Source organism: Hyperthermus butylicus DSM 5456 (assembly GCF_000015145.1).
Classification (GTDB): Archaea; Thermoproteota; Thermoprotei_A; order Sulfolobales; family Pyrodictiaceae; genus Hyperthermus; species Hyperthermus butylicus.
In genome coordinates, this window is the sequence record NC_008818.1 from 182,771 (window position 1) to 208,484 (window position 25,714).

Sequence of the window (25,714 nt, forward strand, 5' to 3'; positions counted from 1 at the left end):
GGTGAGTGGGGTGCAAGCTGTAGGATTTATGAAATAGTTTGTGTACAAGCTAAAATTTTGGGTTAGGCTTTTTCTAGGGCCTCCTTGACCAGGCGTGGTATCTCGCTGAGGGAGCGGGCGACCCTGGCTCCCGCCTTCTCCAGCGCCCGGACCTTGTCCTCGTAGCGGCCGGTACCCATCATGATTATTGCTCCGGCGTGGCCCATCCTCTTGCCCGGTGGGGCGGTGCGCCCAGCTATGAAGGCTACTACGGGTTTTGTGAAGCGGCCTTCCTCTATCATTCTCGCCGCTCTCTCCTCCATATCGCCGCCTATCTCGCCGATCAGCACCAGTACCTTGGTCTCGGGGTCCCGCTCGAATAGCTCCATCGCCTCTGTGAAGGACAAGCCGACGATGGGGTCGCCGCCTATGCCGACTACTGTGCTCTGGCCTATGCCGCTCCTAGTCAGCGCGTAGGCTATCTCGTAGGTGAGCGTGCCGCTTCGGGACACGATGCCTACGGGGCCTGGCGTAAAGACCCTGCCCGGCATTATACCTATCTTGGTCTTGCCGGGGGAGATTATGCCTGGGCAGTTGGGGCCTATGATAACCGTGCCCCTCTGCCTGGCGTAGTTTACAAACCTCATGGTCTCGTGGACGGGTATATGCTCGGTAATCACCACCACGAGCTTCAACCCGGCGTCGATGGCCTCGTATACTGCGTCGGGTGCGAAGCGTGCCGGTACAAACACTATGCTGGCATTAGCGTCCGGGTGCTCCTCCAGCGCTTCCTCGACGGTATCGTATACGGGTACCCCGTGAACCTCCATGCCGCCCTTACCGGGGGTTACACCCGCGACTATCTTAGTGCCATACTCTAGCATCAGCTTTGTGTGGAAGCTGCCCTCGCGCCCAGTTATACCCTGCACGATAACCCTAGTGTTCTCATCCGCGAGTATCGCCACGACAACCCACCCCCCAGGTTGTGGTTCACGTACACCTAGAGGGATATGATGCGCTTGACAGCCTCGAATGGGTCGTCAAAAGCTTCTATACCGTGTTCCCTGAGTATTCGGCGGCCCTCCTCCTCGTTGGTGCCCGTTAGCCTTATCACAATGGGCTTCCTCAGTCCTCCAGCCTCCTTGATAGCTTCGACAACGCCCCTAGCAACCTCGTCGCAGCGGGTTATTCCGCCGAAGATGTTTATGAATATCTTTCTTGCCTTGGGGTACTCGAAGAGGAACAACACAGCCCTCTTCACGGCCTCGGCGCTTGCGCCACCGCCTATGTCGAGGAAGTTTGCCGGTCTGCCACCATGCTCGTATACGAGGTCCATGGTTGCCATTGTTAGGCCTGCACCGTTCCCTATGATTCCTATGTCGCCGTCAAGCTCTACAAAGGCTAGGCCCTGCCTCCTAGCCTTTATCTCCCACTCGCTATACTCGCCGGTCTCTTCGATGTCCTTGGCTAGCTCCTGGTGCCTGTAGAGCGCATTATCGTCGACAATTATCCTTGCGTCGAGAGGGATCACCTTGTCGCCGACGAGGCCCAGCGGGTTAGACTCCACGAGTTCCGCGTCATAATCCACGAATACCTGGTACATTGCCTGCAGGAAGGCTGCAAAGCTCGTCAGTGCCCTGCCACTGAGGCCTATAGCCTTGCCCAGCTTTCTAGCGTGGTAGCCCCGCAGGCCTAGCACGGGGTCAACGTGCATTCTTATGATGCTCTCCGGTTTCTCCCGCGCAATCTCCTCAATATCCATGCCGCCGTACCTGGATACCAGGACTACAGGCCTCCTCTTGCTACGATCAAGCGTGATAGCAGTGTAGAGCTCCGCCTCATGCTCAACAGCCTTCTCAACCAGTATGTAGCGTGGCTTAAGCCCCTTGATAGGGGTCTCAAACAGCTCCCCAACCAGCCTAACAGCCTCATCGATGGAATTGGCCCTCCTTATGCCGCCAGCCTTGCCGCGGCCAGCTACGAGAACCTGGCTCTTAACCATGAGAGGCGGCTCCAGCCCCGCCTCGAGGATCTTCTCCCGGGCATCCTCGCCCCGGGCAATAACGACGCCTGGCGGTACATCGGCACCATACTTCCTCAAAATCTCCTTTGCCTCGAACTCGAATAGCTTCAAGGCCCAGCCAACACCCCACACTACCCAAGAGAAGGCTATGGTCGCTTTTGGATCCTCAGCACCGTTATGTCCTAGTCCAGGTTCGCTGGTATTTATGGAGATTTATGGTTTAGGAGTAGCGTGGAGCAGGCAGTATCGCCGGGCGGGATAGGAGCTAGCTATCTAGAGCCCACAGCAAGTCCGGGCGCTCAAACAGGTAACACCGACGGGGGGACAGGGCGCAACGAGTAGAACCCGCTCCACACCAGCCAAGCCGGCATATCGGCGTGATGGCGGGCGATGGCTCGGCATGCAAACGGCCCGGCTGGTAGGTCGGTGGCGTAATCCCAGGCCGTGCCCACGAGGCGGAGGGTTACGTGGCGGCTCGGTGAAGTTAACTGCCGGTTAACTTTCCGCCCAGTAGAGTTAACCCCCTCCACGGACAAGCCGACCCGCAGCCCAGCCAACCCCATCGCGATGGCAGCCGCAGCCCTGCAGGCAGCATATACAGTGCCCTCGCACCTATGCATGCAGACAGGCTTTACCGGCACGGGTACGCGAATAGCTAGGCTGCGCCGCCCAGAGCCCCAGCCCCACAGATCCTGCCCCTCTGCCCTTGTGGGGGCGGCCGGGAGTTCAAGATGATTCGTTGTGGTTAGAAGCTAGTAGCTAACAGGGACCCGGTAGACATCACACCATGCAATGTAGCGTTGACGGGTTCTAGCTGCCTTGCTCTATCCTTAACGGTATAAACCATATGCGGTCTATTCCCTGTATCTTCCGTAGAGCCTTCACTAGGGCTTGTATCTCGTTCCATGTAGACTCGACTACAGCTATGTTAAGGCACCAGCTCCCCTCAAGTAGCTGGTGATAGAATGATTTAATGATTGTTTGAAAGGAGTGTATAGTGTTTATCACTTTCTGGTCTACCGATGGTTTAATCTCGTGGTTTGTTAGTATCACTACTATGGCGTAGATTTTCCCGGTAAATGTTTCCTGGGGGAATCTCTGGGATAGGTACTCCCTCAGCGCCTCCCTTATAAGCTCGGACCTACTGGTATAACCGTACTTCTCAATGTACTCATCTACCTTATCCAGTAGGTTATTCGGCAACGAGATACTTATTACAGCCATTATCCAGCCTCGCCTCTGCGCCTAGGTCATATAGTAGCATTGATGTTGCGGGTTAATAACCCTTATATAATAGCTCTAGCTCGCCTTAATAAGAGGACTTATTATATAAGCCTGGCTGTCGTTATGTTTGGTGAAGACGGTGGCAAAGCATGGTGTTGACGAGCAGCATGTGCATGATGCTGACGAGGTACCATTGTTCTGGATAGTTGTTGGTGTTGTAAGTATAGCTATGTTAGTTGCATCCGCTGCTGGCTTACACTACCATATCATGGACTATGCGCTGCTATTGCTGTCCTTGGCTATACTGTCTAGGATGGCTAAGGTGTTGATAAGTAAACGTCGAATTACAGTAGATGTTCCAGTTGACGGTGTAATAGTTGATGGTGGATCAGTATTCGATACCTCCTATGTAACTGGTGAACCAGAACCAGTACCCCTAGGTAAGGGCGACTACGTTGTAAGCGGCTACATCAATAAGGCTAGGCTCGTAAGGATAAGGGCTCTAAAGAGGCCTAGTGAATCGCTTCTCCAGCTGCTCATAGTTGAAGCAGAGAAAGCGTTGGAGAGAAAAGCATCACTACAAAGATTTATTGAGAGGTTCTCACAGCCATATACGCTTCTAGTGCTCGGGATATTTGGTTTAGCTCTCCTAGCACTATCTCCCTACAGAGCACTAGCTATACTGCTCGCAGGGTGTCCCAGTGCGTTCATAATCTCGTCTAGTACAGCAACAGCTCTCTCAATAGCACTTCTCGCCAGGAAATCAACAGTGGTTAGGGGTGGTAGAGCCTTAGAAGAGCTAAGTAGGGTTAAAGTAATGGTATTTGATAAGACTGGCACAATAACGCTAGGCGAAATGAGGATTACCAGGGTAGAGTCATTCAACGGTTTTAGTAGAGATGAGGTGCTGCTCTATGCTGGGGGTGCAGCGAAGGCAAGTGACCACCCGGTAGCAAGGGTTCTAGCAAAGCACAGGCTTACACCATTGAGTGCTGAAGAGTATCCTGGGAAGGGCGTAAAAGCAGTAGTGGATGGCGCACACGTATACTTGGGCTCGAGGAAGTTCTTAGAGGAACAAGGTGTTGATGTAAGCGCCTTGGATCAAAGTGTTTGCGGTGATGGGGAGAGGGAGGTATATGTAGCAGTAGACGGTGCTCTTGCTGGAATAGTGTGCATGGAGGAGGAGGTTTCCGAGAAAGTCAGGAGGGTATTAGACGCAATTAGGAGGGATGGGTTGAAGGTAGTTATAGCTAGTGGTGATAGAGTTGATAGAGTCAAGAGGATAGCCGAGTACCTAGGAGTAAACGAGTACTTCGGCGAGCTGAGCCCAGGTGATAAGAGGAGGCTAGTTATAGATCTACGAGACAGGTATGGTAAGGTAGCCTTCGTAGGTGATGGTATTAATGATGTTGAAGCGTTAGCGGAAGCAGATGTAGGAATAGCTGTTGGGAGCCTATGTATAGTCTCAAACATAGGCGACGTAGTACTGCCTAGGGGTACTGCCTAGGGGTATAGACACTATACCCCTACTCATAAAGCATGCTAGGAAATATATGAAGTCGATATACTTGTCAATAGCGTTGGCTGTAACGATCAAGCTTCTAGCTATAGCGCTAGGTATAATGGGTTCGATCCCGCTATGGGTTATAGTAGGAATAGGGGATGACGGTGCTACACTAGTAGCGCTAGGTGTTATAGCCGCTCTCCTCTCAAGGCAGTAACAGACTCCTCACACGTTCTTTACACTGGAGGCTTAGGGGACTTACACTACTAGAGTATCGTAGTACTGTGCTAGTGCTGCCTCCTGGCGAGCTCGTCCCGATACTTCTGGGCGATCTCCTCGAGCTTCGAGAGGCTGCCCTCGAGGGCGGCTTCATGGGCGTATAGGATTAGTGGCCTTAGAAGCTTCTTGGTGAGGCTGTAGGCGAAGCTGCGTGCTACGAGTAGTGCGGCACCGTCAACGCCTAAGCCGCGGAGCCTTGAGACAAGCTCCTCGACCTCCTCCTCCATAACGCGGTTTGCGTACCTCATGATCTCCGCTATGGCCTCGTCGGCGCCCCTCTTTAGCCAGAGCTTGCGGAGAAGCGCCACCTGCTCCTCCACAATAGCTTCCGCCTTTGGCACCTCGCGTATCCTCACGGCGAGAACCTCTTTGATAACCTTCTCGACGTCACGGAGCCCTGCGTAGTAGACGTTACTGGGTATGGGCTGCTCCACGGCTGGCGGGTTGGAGATGTCCACCACTACCAGGTGCCGGCCAACATCCTCAAGCATGCTCCTCTTGATAACGGGCTCGTTGACGGTTACAGCTACCAGGACCACGTCAGCAGCCGCTAGGAGCTTGGGAAGCATGTCGAGCCCGTAAGCCTCTCCCCTAACCTTGCCTGCTAGCTCCCTAGCCCTGTCCACGCTGCGGTTGACGATGCTGATCCTTGCGGTGGGCGCCTCCTCCCGGACAAGGCTGGCCATTATTGAGCCTGCCTCGCCGGCTCCCACTACGACGACGTGCTTGCCATCGAAGCCTCCGGCAGCCTCCCTAGCCAGCTTCACGGCCGCGCCAGGCGCGCCCACGTTGCCGTAGGATATCCTGGTGCGGCTACGCACCAGCTTGCCGGTGCGGACAGCCTGGCTGAAAAGGAGCCCTAGGTACTTGCCCGCAACCCCCCTCCTGCGGGCCTCCTCGTAGGCCCTAGCAACCTGGCCGAGGATCTCGTTTTCGCCTATAATAGCTGATTCCAGGCCGGCAGCGACGCGGAAAAGGTGCCGCACAACATCCATCCCGTGGAGTATACGGGCATACCGGGAGGCTTCGCCGAGGAAGCCTATCACGGTCTCCACGAAGCCCCGGCGAGGGAGAGCATAGACCTCAAACCGGTTGCACGTCGCTAGCACAACGGCCTCGTCGACGACGCCCCGAAGGATCTGGTAGGCCTCCCCAACCCTAGACTCGAAAGAGCCCACAACATCTAGCGGAGCATCACGATGTGTCAGTATGACTGCTGTGAGCTCCTCGAGGAGCCGCGGCATCCCCCTACAGCCCCTCATTCAGCTGGCGCAGGCCGCGTAGGCACCGTGTAATGGTGGTATTGTGCCCAGATTATAACGGTACTACATCTTTTAAATATGCTGTCCCGCAAAAATTCGTTGGCCAGGCCCAGCAAATCCCCGGCAATGCTAGCCGTCAAGCAGTCCTCTACGCTCCTTGTCATACTTATCTTACAGGCTTCAACCAGGGGCCTCCCACGGGCACCTAGATATGTAGGTGGCGGATCTCCCTGTTCCCGGGGCTGTACGGAGATGGCTACTGAGCCTCTGTTAGTGCTTGCAGCCTACCGGGGCAGCACACGGTACAACCTTATACGGGGGCTGCTCGCAAAGGCTGAGGCAGCCTGTAGCATGGATGGCTACGTTGAATGCCGCATCGGAGAGCAGGGCGAGTCGATTCCCCGCCCCGTGCTCGCAGCCCGCATATACCAGTGCAGCTGCTGGGATGACGGGGCAGAGATATGGGCGAGGGTTAGCGGTGAGCCCCCCGCACTGGAGGCGCTGAAGAGGGTTCTCCGGCAGGAGAAGGGGCTAGGCTTCCAGGTCCTCTCAGAGACGAAGTATAGTATTATGCTGCGGCTAGTGAGCGAGATGGAGCAGTCCTGCGGCCTCGTAGACTGGTGTCCCTTTACTAAGCCAATTAAGGCAGCGATGGTGCGCACGGTTATCTGTACGAGTAGAATGGTGCTGGTCGAGCTGATAGTTGCTAAGGCGTCAGTACTTCACAGCATAGAGGAGGCTGGCTTCGAGATAATATACCGGGCTCCCCTCAACAGCGTCGAGCACAGCCTCACGGCTAAGCAGGAGGCAGCACTAGTGCTAGCATACCTCTACGGCTACTACAGCTATCCACGCCGCATAAGCGTGAAAGGGCTAGCATCAAAGCTCGGTATTAGTAGTTCAGCGCTCGCAGAGCTTCTGAGAAGGGCAGAACTCAAAATAATAACACGCTACATTCTCGAGGAGCTCCCACACTACCTACTACGCCACTATGCAGCTGCAAGAATGGCTGAGGAGCGCCGTAGGGCTAGCCGACGGTGAGTTCTGGTAGGTGTACCGGTGGATGCACGGGTACACATCACTGTTTGCGTTTTACGGGCTTATTTAAGGTTTCCCTCATTCTAGCTCTAGGCAAAAGTTTTACGATACATATCACTTACTAGGAATATGTAGAACCTAAGGTTCCAGTAGAGGTGAAGCAGTATGCCCAGGCGCGGGATAAACTGGGCTGTGGAGGTTCTCAAGAGGATTAAGGGACTCGAGTTCCCAGTAACTAGGGAGCAGCTACGCGAGAAACTCAGGGACTTCTACTACCACGGCATACCAGCCACGAAGATCCTCGACGAGGTCGAGAAGGAGAGCTTTGCAAGCCCAGCCGAGCTCCTGCACGAGCTTGCTGAGGCTATCCGGAAGCTTGAGGAGCGGGGCGAGCTACCGATAACCGCCCGGAGAGGCATCAACTGGGCTGTAGAGGTTCTCAAGAGGATCAAGGGCCTGGAATTCCCGGTGACGAAGGACAAGCTCGCAGAGAGGCTCAGAGACCTAGCCTGGCACGGCATCAACATGGACAAGATACTAGCCGAGATAGACCGGGAGAGCTTCGCGAGCCCAGCAGAGCTGCTACACTCTCTATCAGAGGCTATCCGGAAACTCGAGGAGCGCGGCGAGATACAACCAGCTCAGGCCTAGCCCTCGCGGCTACCAGCTCTTTTTATGAGCTCTCTAACCAGGCTGCCGTCGCCCCTCTCCAGCGCGTTAATAGCTTCTAGAACCTTGACTGGTGAGCCAGCGAGAGGTATTAGGAGCGAACGCAGAATAACCCTCGCCCTCTCCCTCCCCCCAGTAGCCTCCACGAGCACCTTGTAGGCCTCCAATGGGTTCTCAATAAACAATGTGGCGAAATCGGTACGGTACAGGCTAAACGATCTAGAATCCAGGATAGCCAGTATACCCATAGCTACGCTCCTCAGCCGGGCGCGTATAATCCGTGCAGCCCGCTCCTCCATGGCCACCACAACCTAGCACCATAGGAGCTCACTGGGCTCCCTAGAGTCTGGGAGGAAGCCCATCTATGCTAACGGCTAAGCCGGGTAAAAGCTAGAGGGTTAACAGGTTAGAGTGCAGGTTATATTCCCTTGGGCCTGGGCAGGCGCAGTGGTAACAAGTAATATTGTACTGGGAGGCGCCCCTCCTCTCCCACCCCTAGCCTTTGCTGTTTTATTTACACTTGTTCAGACCCTCGTGCAGAACTGGAGGAGGTTATTGGTTCTAAATCTTACCGGTATCTTGACGTGTATTAGCGGGTGGTAGACCTCCATACTTGTCTCTAAGCCTAGCGGCTCATACTCATACTCTACTATGCTCCTCGGATTCGCCTCTATGTATATCGAGAGTTCGAACAGCGGTGTTACGGGTAGCTCTTTGAGCTGTACGCGACTGGGCACGCTGTAGAGGTAGAAGCCGGTTACTCCTTTTTTCTTGCTCCTAACCAGCAGGTTGTAGAGGCTCGCATAGTACCGTTCCTTCCTCGTCTCGACAACCTCTATTGCTTCGAGCCCATCTACTAAGAGTATGCTTGGCTTAAACTGGTCTATGGCGCTGCTAATAAGATCTATGAGTTCTACTAGCGTATATACTGTAGGGTTCACCGATACAACGTTTGGTAGCGGCTTTTCATCGGGGCTACCCACGACCCGGAGGCTACACTCAAGCATGTCAGCTATGGATTTCGAGCTGTTCTTAAAGCTGACTATTAGTATGTCCTCCCCCATAAGCATGAGGGATGAGGCTATAGTGCTTAGGACTAGGGTCGAGTGTATCACAGGGCTAACTCCTATAAGGACCTGGCTCCCCTTGGCTATGTGAAGATAGTCGCATATAGAGGCCGCTCTTGTAATCTCCTTAGCTCCTATGCCTAGCTCTACTAGGCCGTGTACCCGGAAGAGCGTGTCGCAGAGACTTATCGTCCTACTATAGTCTAGTGGGGGAATTTCTTCCGGCTCCTCGGGCAAGCTGATATCTATCACTATTCCGGGCTTTATCCGGAACGGGAACTCCGCCTGGTGTATCGGTGCCCACCTGGCCTTCCTTATCTCCAGCACACGCTGTATCTTCCCACGTGACAGCCGGTACTTCAGTATGAACACTGCGTCGACAATGAACTCCTCTATGCCGTAGCCAACGACCTTAGCGCCATAGGGATGCTCTGCTATAAGCACAGTCGTAACCTGATGAGGCTTAAACCCATTCACGAAGATGTTTTGGAGTAGCTCCCTCACCCTCGACGGCACCTTTACTATCTGTAGCATGGCTGTTATACTGTCAATCGCCACCCTCTTAGCCTTAGTCTCCATGACTAGCTTTACCAGGTCCTCAAGCTGTGTTATAAGCGCGTCCTCGTCAGCTATCGTTACAGCCTCCATGTAGTGGAATAGCCCCTTCCTCTCGCACTCCTCGAAATCCATGCCCAGCATGGTCATATGGTCGTAGAAGTCGCGGCGCGGCTCCACGAAGTTCAGGTAGATGCTCCTCTCGCCCCGCCGGCAGCCCTCGTAGACGAATCTTGCAGCGAAGGTGGACTTGCCAGTGCCGGGATTGCCTGCTAGGAGGACTACAGCGCCGCGGGGGAACCCGCCTAGGAGGATTTTGTCTAGCCCCTCGATGCCTGAGGGTACTGTTTCAGGCAGCACCTTCGGTGTGTAAAACCGCCGCACGTCTATGCTCAAGATACTACACTCTCCCCAGTATTATTAGTAATTGTGGTGGCTGGGTGCTATATGATGGTATTCTCTTGGTAGCCAGCAGTGTCTCCGGTGATGGTCCCGGGGCCAGGGCACCTAAAATATTATTATCGGTGCTGCCAAGTAAACTGCTAGACTTAGAGGTAGCAGCATAGCAATATACTTTGAGGCGAGCGCAATATAGCCGTAGACGACACGTGCTATCACTATCGACGATGCGACAACAATCATTATGAGCGAGTAGAAGTATAGTCCGGCAAGCACGCCCGTATCTATCCTAGTGGTCATGCCTGGTAGCGGTACAGCTGTAGCTTGGGCGACGAGCGCAACGGTTACGCCCGCGGTTAGCGCGTAGGCTACGGCGGCAAGCCCAGCTATCATCTTGTACTCGCTGAGCCGGGCCTCGGCAAGCCCTACGAGGCGCCGTGAAGCGTCAGCATAGGCTGCAACCTTGGAGAGTACTATGTGGATGTGGCCGCCGGTTTTTGCGGCTGTTACCACGCTCCTAGCCAGTATACGCACCTTGCTCGGAGCAGCGGTGAACGCCTCGTTGAACGCTCTCTCCAGGTCGCCGGTTGAGGCGTAGATCCTGGCCATGCGCTCCACATAGCTGTTAAACGGAGGTCTGAGCATCCGCGCAGTACGGAGCAGCGCGTCGGCTGTCGAGGGGCTGGCAGCAAGCATGCCTGGGAGAATGAGTAGGAACTCTATGAGCTGCTCCTCAAACATCCTCAGCTCGGTATAGCGTTGTCTTGCGTAGAAGTACACTGGCACCATGGCGGCTACTATGGCGCCGCTAATCATTATCATTGTGCCACGGTCAGCTATGACCGGGACAAAGTAGACAAACTTGACGGTATGGTATGGCTTAACCCAGTCGAGTCCGAAGAATGACGCAAGCACATTAGCCATGTGGGGGTAGCCGGCTAGCCACGCGCCAACAGAAACAATTGAGAGGATCACCGTGACAATCGCTGCCAGCCTAGCCAAGGTACCGGCCCTCCCCTAGATCCTTAGCCTGGACACTATCATGTCCGCCATGATAACGACTACGGCCACAGTCACGGGTATACCTATGAATGTCGTGAGGAAGAGTATAGCGTCGAAGCTGAGCCCCGCTACTTGCTGGAATACCAGTAGGAGACCAACCACACCTATGGATACGGGTAGCATCACTGCCGCAGCCATGTAGAACTCTAGTAGGGCGCCGAGGCTATTGGTGAGCCGGTCGATCTCTGTCTCCTGCGTGCTAAGATACTCGGATATGGCTGCATCCACAACCTCCCGTAGACCCGAGCCGGTGCGGGCAGCTGCGGAGAGGCCTGCGAGTAGGCTGTGGAGGCTAGGCGATGGAGTGAGCTTGGAGGCCTCCTCCAGGACACGGTCTACCGGTATTCCAGCCCTTATGCCCGACACTATATACTCTAGCTCTATCGAGAACTCCTTAAGCTCGCGGAGATCCTCCCGGTACATCCTTTCAAAGGTCTCAATGAGCCCTGCACCTGCTAGGAGCCTTGTTGCGAGCGCCTGGGCGAAGAGGAGGAAGCGGGCCTCCAGCTTCTGGCCCCTGTTACGCGCAGCAAGCATCGGCAATGCTATGTAGATAGCTAGCATAACTATGAATGCTATGAGCGCTCCTCCAGCCCCGAAGACTGCCGCTATGATGGCTGGGAACCCCTGGATGTAAAGCATTACTGCTGGCAATATACCGGCGAGGAAGACTACAGCAACAGTTGCAGCTAGGAATAGCACCACGTACCTCTCGAAGCTCGATGCTATGCCGCTTCCGACAACGTGGTACCTCAGCAGCGGATCCAGCTTCTCGCCTAGCGCTGCAAAAGCCTCCACAACACTCAAGGCCTAGACACCCAGGCCGGCGGCGAACGTGTAGGGCTTGGTCTCCGAGAGCGCCTCCACATACACCTTCTCGGGCTCCCTCATGTACCTACGCACAATCTCGTGCAGTTCCAGCACGTCGGCACCACGCTCAGCAGCCCATTTAAGCACCGTAGCCCTCATCTCTATATCTTTCCACACCTCACTAGGCTTAGCCAGCAATAGGTCAGCGATAGCGTTAACAAAGCTGCTCTCCTCAACCACGAGCCTCCACACATCATTATGGCTATCCCAGACGATAAGCCTACCTATCTCAACCTCGTCCCGGACGGGATCGTAGTCCCTCGCCTCATCTACCTTTATAACCTTACGGTAGACATGGCCCCTCCTCTCGATACGGAGCATATGCACGTAGAGCTTGGCAGCAGCAATAATGCTCTTAGGCACGTTCATAGGCGGGCTGGCGAGCCTCCGGATAAGCACGTCCGCCGATTCAGCATGCACGGTTGTTATGCCACCGTGGCCCGTGGCGAGAGCCTGGAAGAACGCGTAGGCCTCCCTGCTACGAATCTCACCCAATATTATCACGTCCGGCCTCATGCGTAGCGCGCTCTCGACCTGCGCCTGCAACGTAATATTCTGCACGCCAGGCTGGTCGGAGAGCCTCGTATGCATAGCGGTCCAGTTATCGTGGAAAGGTATGCTGATCTCGGGCGTATCCTCGATCGTGACTACCTTGTACTCCGGCGGCAACAGCATAGCCAGCGCGTTGAGCAGTGTCGTCTTGCCAGCACCAATGGGCCCGTAGATGATAACGCCCTGCTTGTACTGTATCGCAGCCCACAGCATAGCAGCCACGCCGGGGTCTAGTGTGCCGCGGCGGATAAGCTCGGTTATCGTGAACGGCTCGGCGCGGAACTTACGCACCGTAAAGCTGTGGCCACGCCTAGAGACAACATCAAGCACTATGTGGACACGGTAACCCTCAGGCTTCAATACACCCTCAACAACGGGCCGGGCAAGGCTGGGCTCCTGACCACTGCGGAGCGCAAGCTTCATAACAACATGCTCTAGCTCCTCAGTGCTCTCAAACGTGATACCAGTCGTGAGCCACTCGAACTCTGTGTGGTAGACGAATACGGGGGATAGGAGCCCGTTACACGAGATATCCTCGATGTAGGGATCCCTTATCAGCGGGTCGATACGACCATAGCCAACCAGGTCCCGCGCAATATAGTAGGCAACACCAAGCGCCTCCTGCTCCGGGTCACGCCTAAGCTTCCTCAGCTCCTTACGATGCCACATCACCAGCCGACGGGCAAGCCGGTAAGCCTCCCTCAAACCCTCACCAAGATCAGTCAGCTCCGAGAAAAGCTTCAAAAGCCGAAGATCACCAATAATCTTGCTACGCAGCCGGTCGAGAATCCTTCGACCAATATCGCTTAGCTTAGGCTCAAAGACGTTATAGAACCTCCTACCATCCTCATCCTCGACAATAGAGACGGCAACACGAGGCTCTTCGAGTAAACTATACTCCCTAAGAATACGTAGCTTTTCACCTGTACCCCCCACGCTATCAATATTCTCTAAGGCAGCATCGATTCTATCGTTGTTGACGCCTGCTCTACCTTCATGCCGGGCAGCCATGCATCAACAACCCTACACGGCCAGATTGATATTACAACTTTTAACTATGTATACTCACCACCGAGTACGAAGTACTCACCGTTTACAGTTATTTGATAATATATGTTACACTAATATGGACTAAGGAGTAGGTCAGAGACAGATATTTTAGCGTTTCTTAAAAAAGTATGCCTTGTCTTTCGAGTTTATGACCATCTTCTTAACTCTTATCACCTAACAACGACTAGGTATGTAGCCTCAATACCATTGGACGTTACGGCCTTTACGATTACACTAGTGTACTGCGAGACATCTACTGGTACGTCATACGTGTATAGGTAGAGGTTACCGGGGTTTATTGTTGCACCAATGTTATTCGCGCTGTTGATGACTTGACCTGTTGTTGCATCGATAACGTATATCGCATCGATGGTTGCTGGTACGTCGCCAACATTCCTAATGTAGACTGCTGTTATTTGTTTATTTGTAACATCTACTGCCTCTATTCTTATTGCTTCCTGCAGCTTGGTTTGGCTTGTTGGTGTGCTGGATACCATGCCGCTTACCCATAGGTATAGCACTACGGCGGTGGCTACGGCTATGATTATTAGCAGTGCTGTTGCCACGACTGGGGAGACTGCGCGCATGCGCATGTAGACCCCCTCTGGCACCTTGGCTTTATTCTACAGTGTGCTCGAATAGTGTATGAATGTTTGGGCTGTTTTTAAACGTTAGCTCGGCTGGTGCGTAGTGGCTAAGTGGTGACTAGGTAGCATCTGGGTTTCGGTCGTGCTAGAGGCCTGGGTTGGAGGGTTTGGGACCGGGTTGCTCTGGTTCGTGTTTACGACGGGACTGTGTAACCTGCGGTGCCGCTACTGTGGTGGCGGGTTTCCGCCGGATATCGTGCCGCCGTGGCCGCGGTACCGTGTTGAGGAGCTTGTAGAGCTTATCGAGCGTGTTGATTCTAGGCCGGTCGTGTTCTTTTATGGTGGTGAGCCGCTGCTGAATCCGGGCTTTATCAGAGAGGTTATGGATGCTCTGCCCCATGCTGTGTTCGGGATACAGACCAATGCTATTCTTCACAATAGGCTTGGCGATGAGTACTGGGCCCGGTTTACCACTGTCCTCCTCAGTGTTGATGGTGTGGAGGGTGTTACGGATCGGTGGCGCGGCCCTGGTGTCTATTCGAGGGTTGTCTCTGCGCTTCGCCGGCTCCAGAGGCTGCGGGAGAGGCTGGGTGGTCCCGCAACAATTGTCGCGAGGATGGCTGTGCACCGTGAGATAAGCATTTACCGTGACGTTATGCATCTCCTCCGGGGCCTTGGCTTCGACAAGGTTCACTGGCAGCTCGACGCGGTGTGGAGTCCCCCGTGGCGGCTCGGTGCGTGGGCCCGGGAGAGCTACCTGCCGGGGCTCCGTAGGCTCGCCCGCTGGGTTGCGGCGCGTCCCCGGGCCCGGCTCCACAGAATAGTACCCTTTCACGGTATCGTATCAGCACTGTACAATGGGGGCTTCCGCTGGTACCCCTGTGGTGCTGGACGTACAGCTGTGGCTGTGCTAACTGACGGGAGGATTGTTGCCTGCCCTATAGCGGTGAGGGAGGAATGGGCTGTGCTGGGTACTCTGGATACGTGGAGGGGCAGGGTGTTGCCTGAGAGCTTTGTGCCGGAGAGGTGCCGGTTGTGCAGCTACTATCCTCTCTGCGGGGGGCGCTGCCTCTACGCCCAGGTTGAGTCAAGCTATTGGCCGGGGAGGCTGCTAGAGGAGCTTGACTGGGTTACGAGGAGGACAATAGACATAGTTTTGGAGGAGGTTGTCCCGGCGGTTGAGAAAGCCGTGGAGAGGGGCGAGATCGACCTGGCTTACCTCTCCTACACCCCGGAGCTAGAGTCCACCGAGGTTATACCCTAGGGGGCTTCGGGCTTCTGCCCCTTCAACCTAAGCCTGTACCCCCTCTCCGCCAGCTCGTTGAGCAATGCCTCGGCCTCAGCTGGCCCCGGAACCTCCAGTGTTACCCGGAGCCGTGTATGCCATGCTGGCGCTCCCAGGTCGCTGCGGTCATGAACCACCTCGAGTATGTTGCCCCGGTGCCTCGCTATCACAGCTGCTACGTCTGCCAGGGTGCCAGGGATGTCCGGCACGTAGCCCTCCAGCGTGACTATCCTCCCGCTAGCTGCCAGGCCGCGGATGAGCACGCGGTAGAGCGCTGTGAGGTCTATATTGCCGCCCGAGACTATGGCTACAACCTTCCTCCCCTCAACCGGCAGCTTACCAGTGAGCAGCGCTGCTAGCGCGGCGGCGCCTGCGCCCTCTGCCAGCACCTTACCCCTCTCCAGGAGCATGTATATCGCGTGTGCTATCTCCTCCTCACTAACAGTGACGATATCATCTACCAGCTCCCGGACGATGCGGAACGTTATATCCCCAGGCCTTTTCACGGCGAGCCCATCAGCTATTGTTGGCCTAATCTCGACCCGGACCGGTCTCCCAGCCTCCAGGGACTTGGTAAACTTCGGGGCATTCTCTGGCTCCACGCCATAGACCTTTATGCCGGGCTTAACCGTCTTAAGCACCGAGGCTATACCGGAGATAAGGCCGCCGCCACCGACGGGCACCACTACAGCGTCGAAGTCGCCTAGGTCCTGGATGAGTTCGTGGGCTATCGTGCCCTGCCCGGCTATTATCTTCACGTCGTCGAACGCGGGGATGAACGTGTATCCTCTCTCTCGAGCTATCTCCAACGCCTTAGCCTCTGCGTCGTCGAAAACCCTCCCGTAGAGCACCACCTCGGCCCCATACCCCTTTGTAGCCTCGACCTTAGCTATGCTGGCAGTCTCCGGCATAACTATGACAGCTGGTAGCCCAAAGACAGAGGCTGCATAGGCCACGCCCTGCGCGTGATTCCCAGCAGATGCTGCTACAACACCCCTGGCCTCGTTCTTGATGCTGTATATCTTATATAGAGCGCCACGTATCTTGAAGCTCCCCGTTTTCTGGAGGTTCTCATACTTCAGGTAGACTCTTGCGCGGGTGAGCCTGCTAAACGTGGCGCTGGGATCGAGAGGCGTATGGTGAGCATACTGCGACACTATCTCCCGAGCCTTCAGCGACTCCTCGTAGACGAGCCTCACAAGCTCACGCGTATCGCTCGGGACTGCTTCAGCCACGCTTCCCGTCACCCAGGTAGGCTATGGCCTCAACCTCTAGCTCCGCATTCTTCGGCAAATTGGAAACCTCAACCACGACCCTTGCCGGAGGGTTCTCCCTAAAGTACTCGCTATAGATCTTGTTGAACTCGGCGAACCTGCTTATGTCGCGGAGGTACACGGTCACCTTAACAATGTCGTCCAGCGAACCCCCCGCAGCCTCAACAATAGCCTTAATGTTCTCTAGGACGCGGCGCACTTTCTCCTCGAAACTCCCCTCAACCATCTCCCCGGTGGAGGGGTCAATCGGTATTTGACCGGAGATGAAGAGCCAGCCACCAGCAAGGATAGCCTGGCTATAAGGCCCAACAGGTGCGGGAGCCTTGTCAGTACGTACAACCTGCTTGGACGCCACACAGCCTCACCACGCGGTAGTGATGGTTTCAGCACTAAGAATCTTAACGTATGAGGTTCCCACAACCGGGACACCAAGAAAGGCGTGTCAGAAGCCAATGCAGCGTGTAGTAACGGCACACCTAGTAGTACCTCGGGGAGCAGCTTCTCCACATGCCCTCCGCGCCGCCTATGTACCCGGGGAGCTCTATATGCTCCTGTGGAAACTAATGCTGCGGGGGGATCTCGGAAGATATTGTGGGTATTAGACTATCTGTGGTTCAGGGCTGCTCTATGGTGTTGGTTGTGAAGAGTGGATGCAGATAACACTAGACTGGTAGTAGCTTCCTAGCCTCGTCTCCTGTTAGCCCGCTTTCTGGCTTCTCTAGTGCTCCCCGCAGCTCCTCCAAGACCTGGCTTAGGACGTCCTCGTAGTTTGCTAGGCCCTCCTCTATACGGTCCATGATCTCTTGGAGTTTTCTGGTGGTCTCCTCTGATACTAGGCTTCCAAACCTCTTCATTAGGAAGTCGTAGACTCCTATGCCTCTGCTCGTAGCTATCATTGTCCCCCTTCTAGGCGATGTTACGACATAGGCTCTCCTTTGCAGTGTATCGATTATCTTTGCATAGGTGCTCGGCCTTCCTATACCCCTCTCCTTCATCATCCTGACAACATCCGCTTGTGTTAGGAGCTGCACAGGGCTCCACACCCTCGTAGATATCCCTGCCATCCGGTAGTCTCCCTCGACTAGGCGCTGCTCGGTGCGGACGACCGGGTATATGTCGAGCCAGCCCGGCTCTAGTATCTCAACGGTCTTCTCGACCTCCCTGACGATCCTTACGGGCTTCTCGCCGGGTATGCTGAACTCCAGCTCTACCACAGCCTTCTGCTTTCTGACCCTGGCTGGCTTCATCTGGCTCGCCATGAACCTGCGGAAGATGAGGTCGTATAGCCGGTAGTGCCTGCTCGTGAGGGGCCTTGCTAGCTGTAGCGCACCCTCCTCCACGAGTCTCCGCAGGGTCTCAGCGTCAATGGGTCTTGTAGGCCTTATCGCCTCGTGTGCTCCACCGGTGCCCCAGCGCCTAGGCTGGAACACCTCGCTGAGCTTCTCCTCGCCATACCGGTACCTCAGGTAGTCCCTTGCAACGGCTATGCCTGCATCGCTGACCCTTGTGCTGTCGGTACGGTGGTATGTTATGAGACCCAGCTCGAAGAGGTCCTGCGCCAGCCTCATGGCCTCCGGTGCGGGTATGCCCAGCCTCGCAGCAGCCTCTGCGAGCATGGCGTCCGTGGTGAATGGTGGTAGTGGCTTGAGCTCCTCCTCCCACTCCTCAACCTTGGAGACCCTGGCCTTTACAGCCCCTCCCTCCCTCAGGGCCTGGTTAACAGCGAGTATGACTCTCCTCTTGCTCCTACGCAGCTTCTCAAGCTCCTCCAGCGCCTCCAGCACGTTGTGGCTCTTTAGCGCCTCCTCGAGCCTCCTATGGGTCTCCTCTAGCGCCCTCCTAATCTCCTCGCTAACCTCGTCGCCCCTAACATCCACCTCTAGCCTCGAGCCATTGTGTTCTAGCTGGAGCCTATAGAGTGGTATGCGGAGGTACTTACTGCCAATAGTGTGTTCTACTATCCAGCCCAGAACAGGTGTCTGCACGCGGCCAGCGCTGAGGTTGTAGTTTGGCCTGCGGCACTCCTCGGCGAGGCTTGCAAGCCTCTCCATCGCGTTGAGGGCTGTCTGCAGGTTCTTCATCCTCCTGCCCTGGACTAGGCGTCGTTTGAGCCTCCAGCTACAGTACCATGGCCAGAACTTTGTCCATAGTATCGGCGACAGTGTGAAGCCTATCCAGCGGTCCTCAACCCTCCGGACGATCTGTGCCTCAACCAGCCTCTGGTCGAAGTCCCGTAGGCTGTGGAGGGCCTCGACTATGGCCTTCCTGGTTATCTCGTGGAACTCTATCCTCACAATGCTCCTCGCAGCAGGCCTTATCAGGCTGGCTATGTCCCAGCCGATCTTCTCGCCCTCGGTGTCCGGGTCGGTGCCCACTAGCACCACGTCGACCTCGGTGGCTATGTCGCGCAGCGCCTCCACAATGTCCCAGCTGCTCTTCACCAGCGGGGAGCCACAGATTGGGCAGCGTAGCTCTCCACGCCCCTCAGCGGGGTTGTAGTCCTCGGGGCTTATCGTCCACTGGTGACCGCAGGCCAGGCAGCGGGCTAGCGGCGCGTAGACCGGCAGGAAGCGCCTCTCGCCCCCCTCAGCAGCTAGTACGCCGTGAATATTCCTGGCTGTATCCCAGTTGTAGCCCTCAACACTGCCGCTGAGCTGGTCTAGGAGCCAGTCCGGGCTAACCGTTTCCTTGGGCGTGGAGGGCTTTACCAGGTCATAGACGTGGCCGCCACTAGCAGCTACGAGGAGGACGTAGTCGCCGGTTGAAACCTCGTAGACGCGTAGGGGGCCTATCTGCCTCGCCGAGGGCCTACCGAAGAAGCTTGCTATTGTGCGTGCCTTGTTGGGGCTCTCAACTATCAGCAGCGCGGTCTTCACGAGCTCCATGAACTCAGGCTTAACCCTGCCCTCGATTATCGCTCGTACCCTCTCGCGGTCCTCGTCTATCTCCCTGAGGAGCCTCGGAAGATCCAGCTCCTCGAACCTCTTCCACTCAGCCTCCACCAGCCACCGCGTCCTCCTCATTAGCCCGTTTAGGAGCCTCTCGTCATCCACGACTACTACGCTGAGGCCCCTCGTTATTCCGCCAGCGAAGAGCCTGCTAGTCCTCCCCGAGGCCTGAATGTAGGTCGCCACGTCGGGGACCAGTATGTAGGCCCTCCCGTCCTCCCTAACCACTGCTATGTCGTCGGCAGCCTCCAGGGCCTCCCACACATCCTCCCGGCGCAGCACCCCGCGGAGCCACTCTAGAGCCTCCACGAAGGCCCTAGTGTACTCCGATGCTGGGGTCTCGGAGCGCAGCTCCTCGGCAATCTTCGCGAGAGCCGCCTGGCTCAGCCTCCTCACGATTGCGCGGAGCCTACCCAGCAGCGCCTGGGCCCGGTCCGCTACATCCCTAGGTGCGTGCTCGGCTAGTACAGCGAGGGCGCGGAGTATAGAGACGGGGTGCGGGTCCTCGAACCTTGCGCTGAACTTTAGCCGGGGCACCCCGGCGAAGACAGCGTAGCGTATCCTCTCTGGGAGGTCGAGCCCGCGGACAGCCACGCCGTAGTAGACGGCTACCCCCACGAGTACCTTTGTTTCACCGGCACGGAACCTGTCGAGGGCTGCCTGGTTCCTCGAGGTAAACGCCTCCGCCGCGATGCCGTGCTCGCGGAGGTACTCGGCGAGCCGCTCAGCGTACTCTGCGCCCTTGTCGAGGGGGACGTAGACTAGGCCTCCGTCGCCGAGCCTCTTAACGAGTTCCAGCACCTTAGCCTCTATGCCCTCGGGGCCGGGGTAGGTGTAGGCGTCGACAATGTTCCTAATGGCCTCCCCCGCGGAGCCAGCCTGGAAGCCCAGGAGTGCCTGGAAGAGCCGGACACGGCTACCTCTCGGCCGCCCCGTAGCACTACTAACCACTAGCACTGCAGCCCTCCGCCGGGCCTCGGCCAGCCTCTCCTCGACCCTCCTCAGCTCCTCGTAGAGCCTACCCAGCCTCTCCTCGAATATTCTCCTCCGGAGCCTCCTCACCTCCTCGGCTGACAGCCTCTTCCCCTTCCTACGGGCCTGCTGCCGTAGCCTCGCCAGCTCCTTCAGGAACTGCTCCTGCGCCCTACGGCTAGCCACTACGAGCTGCCGCTGGAGCTGGAGCAGCTTCCAGCCGAGCTCAACCTCTTCCGGGGTAAACCCCACGACACGTAGCACTGCATCTACGCTCTTCCCGCTCTTCAGAACAGCGTCCACGTCGTCTACGAATACGAAGCGGAACCCCTTACCCCACCTCTTTCGGAGCCCGGCGAGCCACTCAGCATTCCTTATCATGTACTGGCTCGTAGTTATCAGTATGTCAAAGTCGCCCTCCTCAACCCTCATCGTAAGCTCCTTCTTGACCTTCTGCGGAAGCCTACCGTGGAGCGCAATTATCCGGGCGGGCACCCCAGCGGCATCGGCTAGCTTGAGAGCCTTCTCCTCAACCATCCTGACCAGGGGCGTTGTAGGCACGACTATGTAGCTCTTCTCGCCCCGCCAGGCAAAATAGACGGCCATCAACACGCCAAACGTTGTCTTGCCCACGCCGGTCGGCGCTATGGCGGCGAAGCTCTTACCCTTAAGCACACGCTTAACCCATGTCCTCTGCGCGCTCCAGAGACGAGAGCCCGTAGCCTTCTCAAAAAGCGCCTCAGCCTCCCTTGCCTCCCTCTCGACACGGGCATAGTACTCCAGCTCGCTTCCACGCCTTAGCCTCCCAAGCTTCTCAAGAGCCTCGGCGACGTCTAGGACGGACTCCGCGGGGGTCCTCTCGGGCAGACACTTGGGGCATGGAAGCCCCAGTGAGAGCCTATCATCGCCCACGGGGCCGCCGCAGTTCGGGCAGGAGTATAGGTAGACACCCCTAGCGGCTGCCCCGCCCCCGTAATTCTTCAACTCTAAACATACCCCCGAGCATCCCCCGGCTCATGAGCCTAGATTTAAACTCTAGACCAGTGCAAGCTCCGAAAGCCTTGCTACCACACGTGCCCCAGTGTTTAACCCCCACCCCACCTACAGCCGAGGCTAACACCGACACCACAAGAGTAAGGCTACGAGGAGAGCATGGGGCTGGACGCTGAGAACAAGGCTGATAGCAAGCTCACCCGCGGCCACGTTGATGTCGGTTTATTATGCGGCAGCGGTGTCAGGAAGTGCCCAGGAGGAGTAAGCTAGAGACTCGACATCCTAGAGACCGTTGCTAAGGGCCCCATAAACCCTACTAGGCTTGCAACACTAGCCAATATGCCGTATGACAGACTCAAAGCCCTCCTTAGAGAACTCGAGGATAAAGGGCTAATTGAGCTCAATGAAAACAACCAGCATGGTAAAGTGACAGTAACAATAACTTCTCGCGGTATACAGCTGCTAAGAGAGCTTAGGAGACTTAGAGACGTACTGAGAGACTTTGGCCTCGAACTGTAAAGCCAAGGATAACGACATACATGATCTTGAGAAAGACCAGCTGTACTTTGACGCTCTTGCGGGAAAACCCGACACCTACCCTGGAATTGTACGTAGTATGCTCTCGTCTCTGCGCCGCATACTGTATGCATTGGGAGAACATAATATTAACCGATATTTGCGGCATAGAAGATTGTAGGAAGAGGAGTGTGATTAGGTAATGTGGTGCCCGTTTTGTGGTTGGTGATGGGGTTGGGGATGGTTTAGTGTAGGCCCGTTTATGGGCGTACTATGGATGATACTGTGGATTGCGATAATAGTCGCCGTGGTATATGTCATAGCGAAGTTTGTCACTAACATGGGTCGGAGCGAGCATCATAGTGAAGCCGAGGAGCTACGGAGAGAACTGAGAGAGCTAAGACGGGAAATTGAAAGGCTAAGGGAGGAAAAGAAACAGTAAAACGGCGAGGGCATCTCTGCTGCTCATAACCCATGCGTTCATTATTTAGTGTTGCTGTTGCTTTTCAGGGCGCCTGCTTTGTTGGTGTAGGTTAGACAAGTTCTCCAAGGCTAGCCGCCGCCACGGAGAAGTAGTAGCTCTAAGCTCTCGCAGATGGTTCTACAGTTGGTGGTGGCATGTATAACGAGTTTCACCACCCCATACCCTCTACTGCTTGCTAGTTCCGAGAGCTTGCCAAGCCTAAACGGCATCTCACCCATGTATACAGCGTGTAGCGACAACGTACAGTCGCCGCATCTGGCGCTGGCTCTAACCTCTCCTGTCTCGTCCCGGTGTGTCACCCTAGCTTCGCAGCCACGCTTAGACAACGCCTCAAGTATGTACTCGACGATGCGCTCCGGCTTTTCAAACCATACCTCACGCTCATCACATACACGCAGATCTACGGTCATGTCATTGCACCGCGGCGCCTCTGCTCTCTCGACGCGGCAAGCTGGTATGGTATTAAACTGCATGGTGCGCCAGATGTGTGGAGTTTGAGGCGGGCTCTTCTACTGCGGGCCTTGCCGGGGACGGCGCTGACTATGCGTCTTTTCGTCCCTGGTTTAGGCTTCATACGTGAGTGCACGGGATACGTTGGGGGGCTTGGGGCTCAGCTAGTTGTTATGCCTCCAGTTTACAGTCTTGGTGTTACTTGCCAGGTTTAGGGCTAGCCATTGGCGGCGTAGGGCTAGGCTGAACATGGTATCATCGGCCTCCCTTATCTGGGTGCCCTGGCTCGTGGCTATCAGCGGGCCGGGCTTTACTGTTGAGGCTGTGCTGGGGCTTGGTAGGGCAGTTCTGCCTGGCGGTGTGGCTGAGCCTGTGCTGGTTTATCGCGGGAGGGTATATGGGCTAGGCGAGTGGGGCTATAGTGACGTCAGGGAGGTTATGCTTGAGGTTGGCCCTGAGGAGCTTGAGGGCCTCGCACGCGTGGTCTCCTCGAGCGATAGGGGCTTGCCGCTGAGCGCTGTCCGGCTCCTGGCCCCAGTGGATAAGCCGGAGAAGATTATCTGTATCGGCGTAAACTACCGGGCTCATGCGAGGGAGAGTGGTGTCGAGCTGCCGGGAACCCCTAACCTATTCGTCAAGACCGGCAACAGCATTGTGGGCCCCGGCGACCCCGTGGTGGTGCACTCTGTTGGCTTGAAGCTTGACGGGGAGGTTGAGCTAGCAGCGGTTATAGGTATACCTGCCCGCAGTATACCTCCAAGCGAGGCCCCTGACGTGGTATGGGGCTTCATGGTGCTTAACGATGTGACTTCCAGGCTTGAGCAGAGGGAGCTGGGTATAAGCCAGTGGTGGAGGGCTAAGAGCCACGACACCTACGCCCCCACCGGCCCGATAATCGTGCCACGCCACATGGTTAGCATCGGCGACACTGAGCTAGAGCTCGTGGTTGATGGTATCGTGGCGAGACGTGGCAACACGGGCGACATGGTTCATAGCGTCTGGGACATAGTTTCAGTAGCTAGCACGTCAGCCCTACTCGTGCCGGGCGACATAATCTGCACTGGAACGCCTGCCGGAACGATGCCGGACGGAAAACCGGCGAAGACCCCGGAGCCGGGCTCCGTTATGAGGGCGTGCGCCCGGGGGATAGGCTGTATCGAGAACAGAGTGGTTCTCGACGAGGAGCTATGCCCTCATGGCGGCCTCTAGCCGGGCCTTAATCTTCGGCATGAGTCTCCGTGTCTTCCACTTTATGTAGGCTATGACGGCTTTAAGCCCGAGTTTTAGCGGTATGTACTCGACGCCCCGCAGGTAGAGCTTCGAGATCATCTCCTCGGCCCAGTAGAGGCTGTGCTCGAGAGTCTTCAGCATGACCTCCAGATGCTCGGGCTTTAGCAGCTTCCGCTGGAACCAGTCCCTATTCTTAAACACGCCCATGGGCACAAAGAACATTGGCACGATAAGGCTGCGGTACGGGCGGAGCCGGTCTAGGCCCTCAGCGGTCTTCATCACGTCGTCCGGGGTCTCCCCTGGGAGACCAAGTATGATGGTGCCAGCTGGTATTATCCAGTTGTCGTGCATTATAGCGAAGGCATCCTCAACTATCTCCGGCCACTTCTCCGCAGGGTAGGGAGCAGCCTTCGCGGGCATAACCTTCCTGGCTAGGTTCACGCTCAGAGTCTCAATCCCGACCTCCACGCCTAGGAACCGTTCCCGCCGGAGCACGTAGTCCCCCATGATCCTGGAGATGAGCTTGTAGTTCTCCTCCGCGTACTTGACCGCTGCTAGGCTTGCATGGCTCCACGCCAGGGTGCCGTCGGTGGCACGGTACCATAGCTCGTGCAGTTTTAGCAGCGGCTCCGGCCGCGGCTTGACGCCATCAGCACCATACAGCAGCACGTCCTCGCTGTGGTATATCACGTCTCGTACGCCGTGCCTCTTATTCACCTCTATCTCAGCCTTTATCTTCTCCAGCGGTATGAAGCGTAGCGGCCTCAGCGTTACGCTGCAGAACTTGCAGCCCCTCGGGCACCCTCTCATTATCTCGACGAGACCGTTAACACTAGCCCCCCTTATCACGGGTATCTCCTCGATGCTTGGCGACTCGCCAGGCCCAACGTAGATGTAGTCGGGGAGCGGTTCGCCTTTCAGCGCCTTATCGACAACATCTACTATCACCCTCTCAGCCTCTCCGTCTATCACCGTATCGACACCCCATTTCTTCCAGTACTCTAGCTCCCACAGCCACTGCCATGCAGCTGGCCCGCCAACAATAATGCGTACACCCTTCTCCCGCGCCTTCCTCACTGCGGGGCTCTCCATTAGGCGGCGGAAGCTCCTCCGGTTAACGGGCTCCTTGCCAGTTATCATCCACCACTCGCTGCTCGGCGGCCCCAAGGCGAAGAAGTCATGGTGCCCTATCAGCAGCACCTTCATCGTGTCAAGGTGCTTATGGAGGTGGTCCGGATCGATGATAGCAGCTTTGAACCCCGCCTCTTGCAGCTTAGCCTCGATCTTCCTGAGCCCATATGGCGCTTGCCATGGTCTCCCCTCACTATCAACTCTTATCTTAGGTGCTGCCACCCACATCCAAACACGCTCTGGCACCCCGATAGGCGGCCCCGTGGCCATAAACCCGATAAACTCCTTGCCATGGTGGTTGGACATCATGG

General features: G+C 56.2%; 23 protein-coding genes. 8 read left to right on the forward strand and 15 right to left on the reverse strand.

The window, feature by feature from the left end:
* Nucleotides 1-62 precede the first annotated feature (62 nt).
* The 3 genes from sucD to HBUT_RS01060 form a co-directional block, all read right to left on the reverse strand.
* Entirely contained in the window at nucleotides 63-944 is an 882-nt protein-coding gene (gene sucD / locus HBUT_RS01050) for a succinate--CoA ligase subunit alpha (RefSeq protein ID WP_011821391.1), read from the reverse strand.
* A gap of 35 nt (nucleotides 945-979) precedes the next feature.
* Complete coding sequence (gene sucC / locus HBUT_RS01055) at nucleotides 980-2,113, reverse strand: ADP-forming succinate--CoA ligase subunit beta (RefSeq protein ID WP_011821392.1); 1,134 nt, start codon at nucleotides 2,111-2,113, stop codon at nucleotides 980-982.
* Between the two features lie 699 nt (nucleotides 2,114-2,812).
* On the reverse strand, nucleotides 2,813-3,226 hold the full coding sequence (locus HBUT_RS01060) for a CopG family ribbon-helix-helix protein (protein WP_011821393.1): 414 nt from the start codon (nucleotides 3,224-3,226) through the stop codon (nucleotides 2,813-2,815).
* 130 nt (nucleotides 3,227-3,356) lie between these two features.
* On the opposite strand from HBUT_RS01060, the gene HBUT_RS01065 reads away from it, so the two are divergent.
* Nucleotides 3,357-4,733, forward strand: coding sequence for a heavy metal translocating P-type ATPase (locus HBUT_RS01065; protein ID WP_228546770.1), 1,377 nt, complete (start codon nucleotides 3,357-3,359; stop codon nucleotides 4,731-4,733).
* A gap of 46 nt (nucleotides 4,734-4,779) precedes the next feature.
* A complete protein-coding gene (locus HBUT_RS09415) occupies nucleotides 4,780-4,947 on the forward strand; it encodes a hypothetical protein (RefSeq protein WP_153801344.1) in 168 nt (55 codons plus the stop codon).
* A gap of 70 nt (nucleotides 4,948-5,017) precedes the next feature.
* On the opposite strand, the gene hemA is transcribed toward HBUT_RS09415, so the two are convergent.
* The gene (hemA, locus tag HBUT_RS01070) at nucleotides 5,018-6,253 is read right to left on the reverse strand and encodes a glutamyl-tRNA reductase (RefSeq protein ID WP_011821395.1); all 1,236 of its coding nucleotides are present in this window, start codon (nucleotides 6,251-6,253) and stop codon (nucleotides 5,018-5,020) included.
* Between the two features lie 270 nt (nucleotides 6,254-6,523).
* Between hemA and HBUT_RS01075 the strand changes: the two genes are divergently transcribed.
* A complete protein-coding gene (locus HBUT_RS01075) occupies nucleotides 6,524-7,312 on the forward strand; it encodes a helix-turn-helix domain-containing protein (RefSeq protein WP_011821396.1) in 789 nt (262 codons plus the stop codon).
* A gap of 162 nt (nucleotides 7,313-7,474) precedes the next feature.
* A complete protein-coding gene (locus tag HBUT_RS01080; protein WP_011821397.1) occupies nucleotides 7,475-7,960 on the forward strand; it encodes a DUF2795 domain-containing protein in 486 nt (161 codons plus the stop codon).
* On the opposite strand, the gene HBUT_RS01085 is transcribed toward HBUT_RS01080, so the two are convergent.
* The 6 genes from HBUT_RS01085 to HBUT_RS08795 all read right to left on the reverse strand — a co-directional run bounded on the left by HBUT_RS01085 (nucleotide 7,957) and on the right by HBUT_RS08795 (nucleotide 14,126).
* Entirely contained in the window at nucleotides 7,957-8,286 is a 330-nt protein-coding gene (locus tag HBUT_RS01085) for a hypothetical protein (protein ID WP_048061364.1), read from the reverse strand. The two genes, HBUT_RS01080 and HBUT_RS01085, sit on opposite strands and share 4 nt — an antisense overlap.
* A 216-nt stretch (nucleotides 8,287-8,502) precedes the next feature.
* Nucleotides 8,503-9,996 carry a DUF7125 family protein gene (locus HBUT_RS01090; RefSeq protein WP_011821399.1) on the reverse strand — a complete coding sequence of 498 codons (1,494 nt, stop codon included), beginning with the start codon at nucleotides 9,994-9,996 and terminating at the stop codon, nucleotides 8,503-8,505.
* Nucleotides 9,997-10,107: 111 nt separating this feature from the next.
* Nucleotides 10,108-11,001, reverse strand: a complete 894-nt coding sequence (locus HBUT_RS01095) for a type II secretion system F family protein (protein ID WP_011821400.1) — start codon at nucleotides 10,999-11,001, stop codon at nucleotides 10,108-10,110.
* Between the two features lie 15 nt (nucleotides 11,002-11,016).
* Nucleotides 11,017-11,859, reverse strand: coding sequence for a type II secretion system F family protein (locus tag HBUT_RS01100; protein WP_228546771.1), 843 nt, complete (start codon nucleotides 11,857-11,859; stop codon nucleotides 11,017-11,019).
* Nucleotides 11,860-11,871: 12 nt separating this feature from the next.
* Nucleotides 11,872-13,494, reverse strand: coding sequence for a type II/IV secretion system ATPase subunit (locus HBUT_RS01105; RefSeq protein WP_011821402.1), 1,623 nt, complete (start codon nucleotides 13,492-13,494; stop codon nucleotides 11,872-11,874).
* A gap of 209 nt (nucleotides 13,495-13,703) precedes the next feature.
* Nucleotides 13,704-14,126, reverse strand: coding sequence for an archaellin/type IV pilin N-terminal domain-containing protein (locus HBUT_RS08795; protein ID WP_153801345.1), 423 nt, complete (start codon nucleotides 14,124-14,126; stop codon nucleotides 13,704-13,706).
* 136 nt (nucleotides 14,127-14,262) lie between these two features.
* On the opposite strand from HBUT_RS08795, the gene HBUT_RS01115 reads away from it, so the two are divergent.
* Nucleotides 14,263-15,384, forward strand: coding sequence for a TIGR04084 family radical SAM/SPASM domain-containing protein (locus HBUT_RS01115; protein WP_011821404.1), 1,122 nt, complete (start codon nucleotides 14,263-14,265; stop codon nucleotides 15,382-15,384).
* On the opposite strand, the gene ilvA is transcribed toward HBUT_RS01115, so the two are convergent.
* The 3 genes from ilvA to rgy all read right to left on the reverse strand — a co-directional run bounded on the left by ilvA (nucleotide 15,381) and on the right by rgy (nucleotide 21,583).
* Complete coding sequence (gene ilvA, locus HBUT_RS01120; protein ID WP_011821405.1) at nucleotides 15,381-16,640, reverse strand: threonine ammonia-lyase; 1,260 nt, start codon at nucleotides 16,638-16,640, stop codon at nucleotides 15,381-15,383. The two genes, HBUT_RS01115 and ilvA, sit on opposite strands and share 4 nt — an antisense overlap.
* Nucleotides 16,633-17,034, reverse strand: coding sequence for a RidA family protein (locus tag HBUT_RS01125; RefSeq protein WP_011821406.1), 402 nt, complete (start codon nucleotides 17,032-17,034; stop codon nucleotides 16,633-16,635). Before HBUT_RS01125 ends, ilvA begins: the two co-directional genes overlap by 8 nt.
* 307 nt (nucleotides 17,035-17,341) lie before the next feature.
* Nucleotides 17,342-21,583 carry a reverse gyrase gene (gene rgy / locus HBUT_RS01130; protein ID WP_011821407.1) on the reverse strand — a complete coding sequence of 1,414 codons (4,242 nt, stop codon included), beginning with the start codon at nucleotides 21,581-21,583 and terminating at the stop codon, nucleotides 17,342-17,344.
* A gap of 288 nt (nucleotides 21,584-21,871) precedes the next feature.
* Between rgy and HBUT_RS01135 the strand changes: the two genes are divergently transcribed.
* Nucleotides 21,872-22,111, forward strand: a complete 240-nt coding sequence (locus HBUT_RS01135; protein ID WP_083756248.1) for a winged helix-turn-helix domain-containing protein — start codon at nucleotides 21,872-21,874, stop codon at nucleotides 22,109-22,111.
* A 274-nt stretch (nucleotides 22,112-22,385) separates the two neighbouring features.
* Nucleotides 22,386-22,550: a hypothetical protein gene (locus HBUT_RS01140; RefSeq protein WP_153801346.1), complete on the forward strand. Its 165-nt coding sequence runs from the start codon at nucleotides 22,386-22,388 to the stop codon at nucleotides 22,548-22,550.
* 110 nt (nucleotides 22,551-22,660) lie between these two features.
* Here the strand turns inward: HBUT_RS01140 and HBUT_RS01145 are convergent, their stop codons facing one another.
* Nucleotides 22,661-23,002, reverse strand: coding sequence for a hypothetical protein (locus tag HBUT_RS01145; RefSeq protein WP_011821408.1), 342 nt, complete (start codon nucleotides 23,000-23,002; stop codon nucleotides 22,661-22,663).
* A gap of 208 nt (nucleotides 23,003-23,210) precedes the next feature.
* Between HBUT_RS01145 and HBUT_RS01150 the strand changes: the two genes are divergently transcribed.
* Nucleotides 23,211-24,251 carry a fumarylacetoacetate hydrolase family protein gene (locus HBUT_RS01150; protein WP_153801347.1) on the forward strand — a complete coding sequence of 347 codons (1,041 nt, stop codon included), beginning with the start codon at nucleotides 23,211-23,213 and terminating at the stop codon, nucleotides 24,249-24,251.
* On the opposite strand, the gene HBUT_RS01155 is transcribed toward HBUT_RS01150, so the two are convergent.
* The gene (locus HBUT_RS01155) at nucleotides 24,228-25,712 is read right to left on the reverse strand and encodes a B12-binding domain-containing radical SAM protein (RefSeq protein ID WP_048061647.1); all 1,485 of its coding nucleotides are present in this window, start codon (nucleotides 25,710-25,712) and stop codon (nucleotides 24,228-24,230) included. The genes HBUT_RS01150 and HBUT_RS01155 overlap by 24 nt on opposite strands.
* Nucleotides 25,713-25,714 lie beyond the last annotated feature (2 nt).

Coding starts and splice junctions, on each gene's coding strand:
- HBUT_RS01080 (WP_011821397.1), top strand. CDS start 7,475: ATGCCCAGGCGCGGGATAAACTGGGCTGTGGAGGTTCTCAAGAGGATT.
- HBUT_RS01155 (WP_048061647.1), bottom strand. CDS start 25,712: ATGATGTCCAACCACCATGGCAAGGAGTTTATCGGGTTTATGGCCACG.
- HBUT_RS01145 (WP_011821408.1), bottom strand. CDS start 23,002: ATGACCGTAGATCTGCGTGTATGTGATGAGCGTGAGGTATGGTTTGAA.
- HBUT_RS01075 (WP_011821396.1), top strand. CDS start 6,524: ATGGCTACTGAGCCTCTGTTAGTGCTTGCAGCCTACCGGGGCAGCACA.
- HBUT_RS01105 (WP_011821402.1), bottom strand. CDS start 13,494: ATGGCTGCCCGGCATGAAGGTAGAGCAGGCGTCAACAACGATAGAATC.
- HBUT_RS08795 (WP_153801345.1), bottom strand. CDS start 14,126: ATGCGCATGCGCGCAGTCTCCCCAGTCGTGGCAACAGCACTGCTAATA.
- hemA (WP_011821395.1), bottom strand. CDS start 6,253: ATGCCGCGGCTCCTCGAGGAGCTCACAGCAGTCATACTGACACATCGT.
- HBUT_RS01140 (WP_153801346.1), top strand. CDS start 22,386: ATGATACTGTGGATTGCGATAATAGTCGCCGTGGTATATGTCATAGCG.
- HBUT_RS01060 (WP_011821393.1), bottom strand. CDS start 3,226: ATGGCTGTAATAAGTATCTCGTTGCCGAATAACCTACTGGATAAGGTA.
- HBUT_RS09415 (WP_153801344.1), top strand. CDS start 4,780: ATGAAGTCGATATACTTGTCAATAGCGTTGGCTGTAACGATCAAGCTT.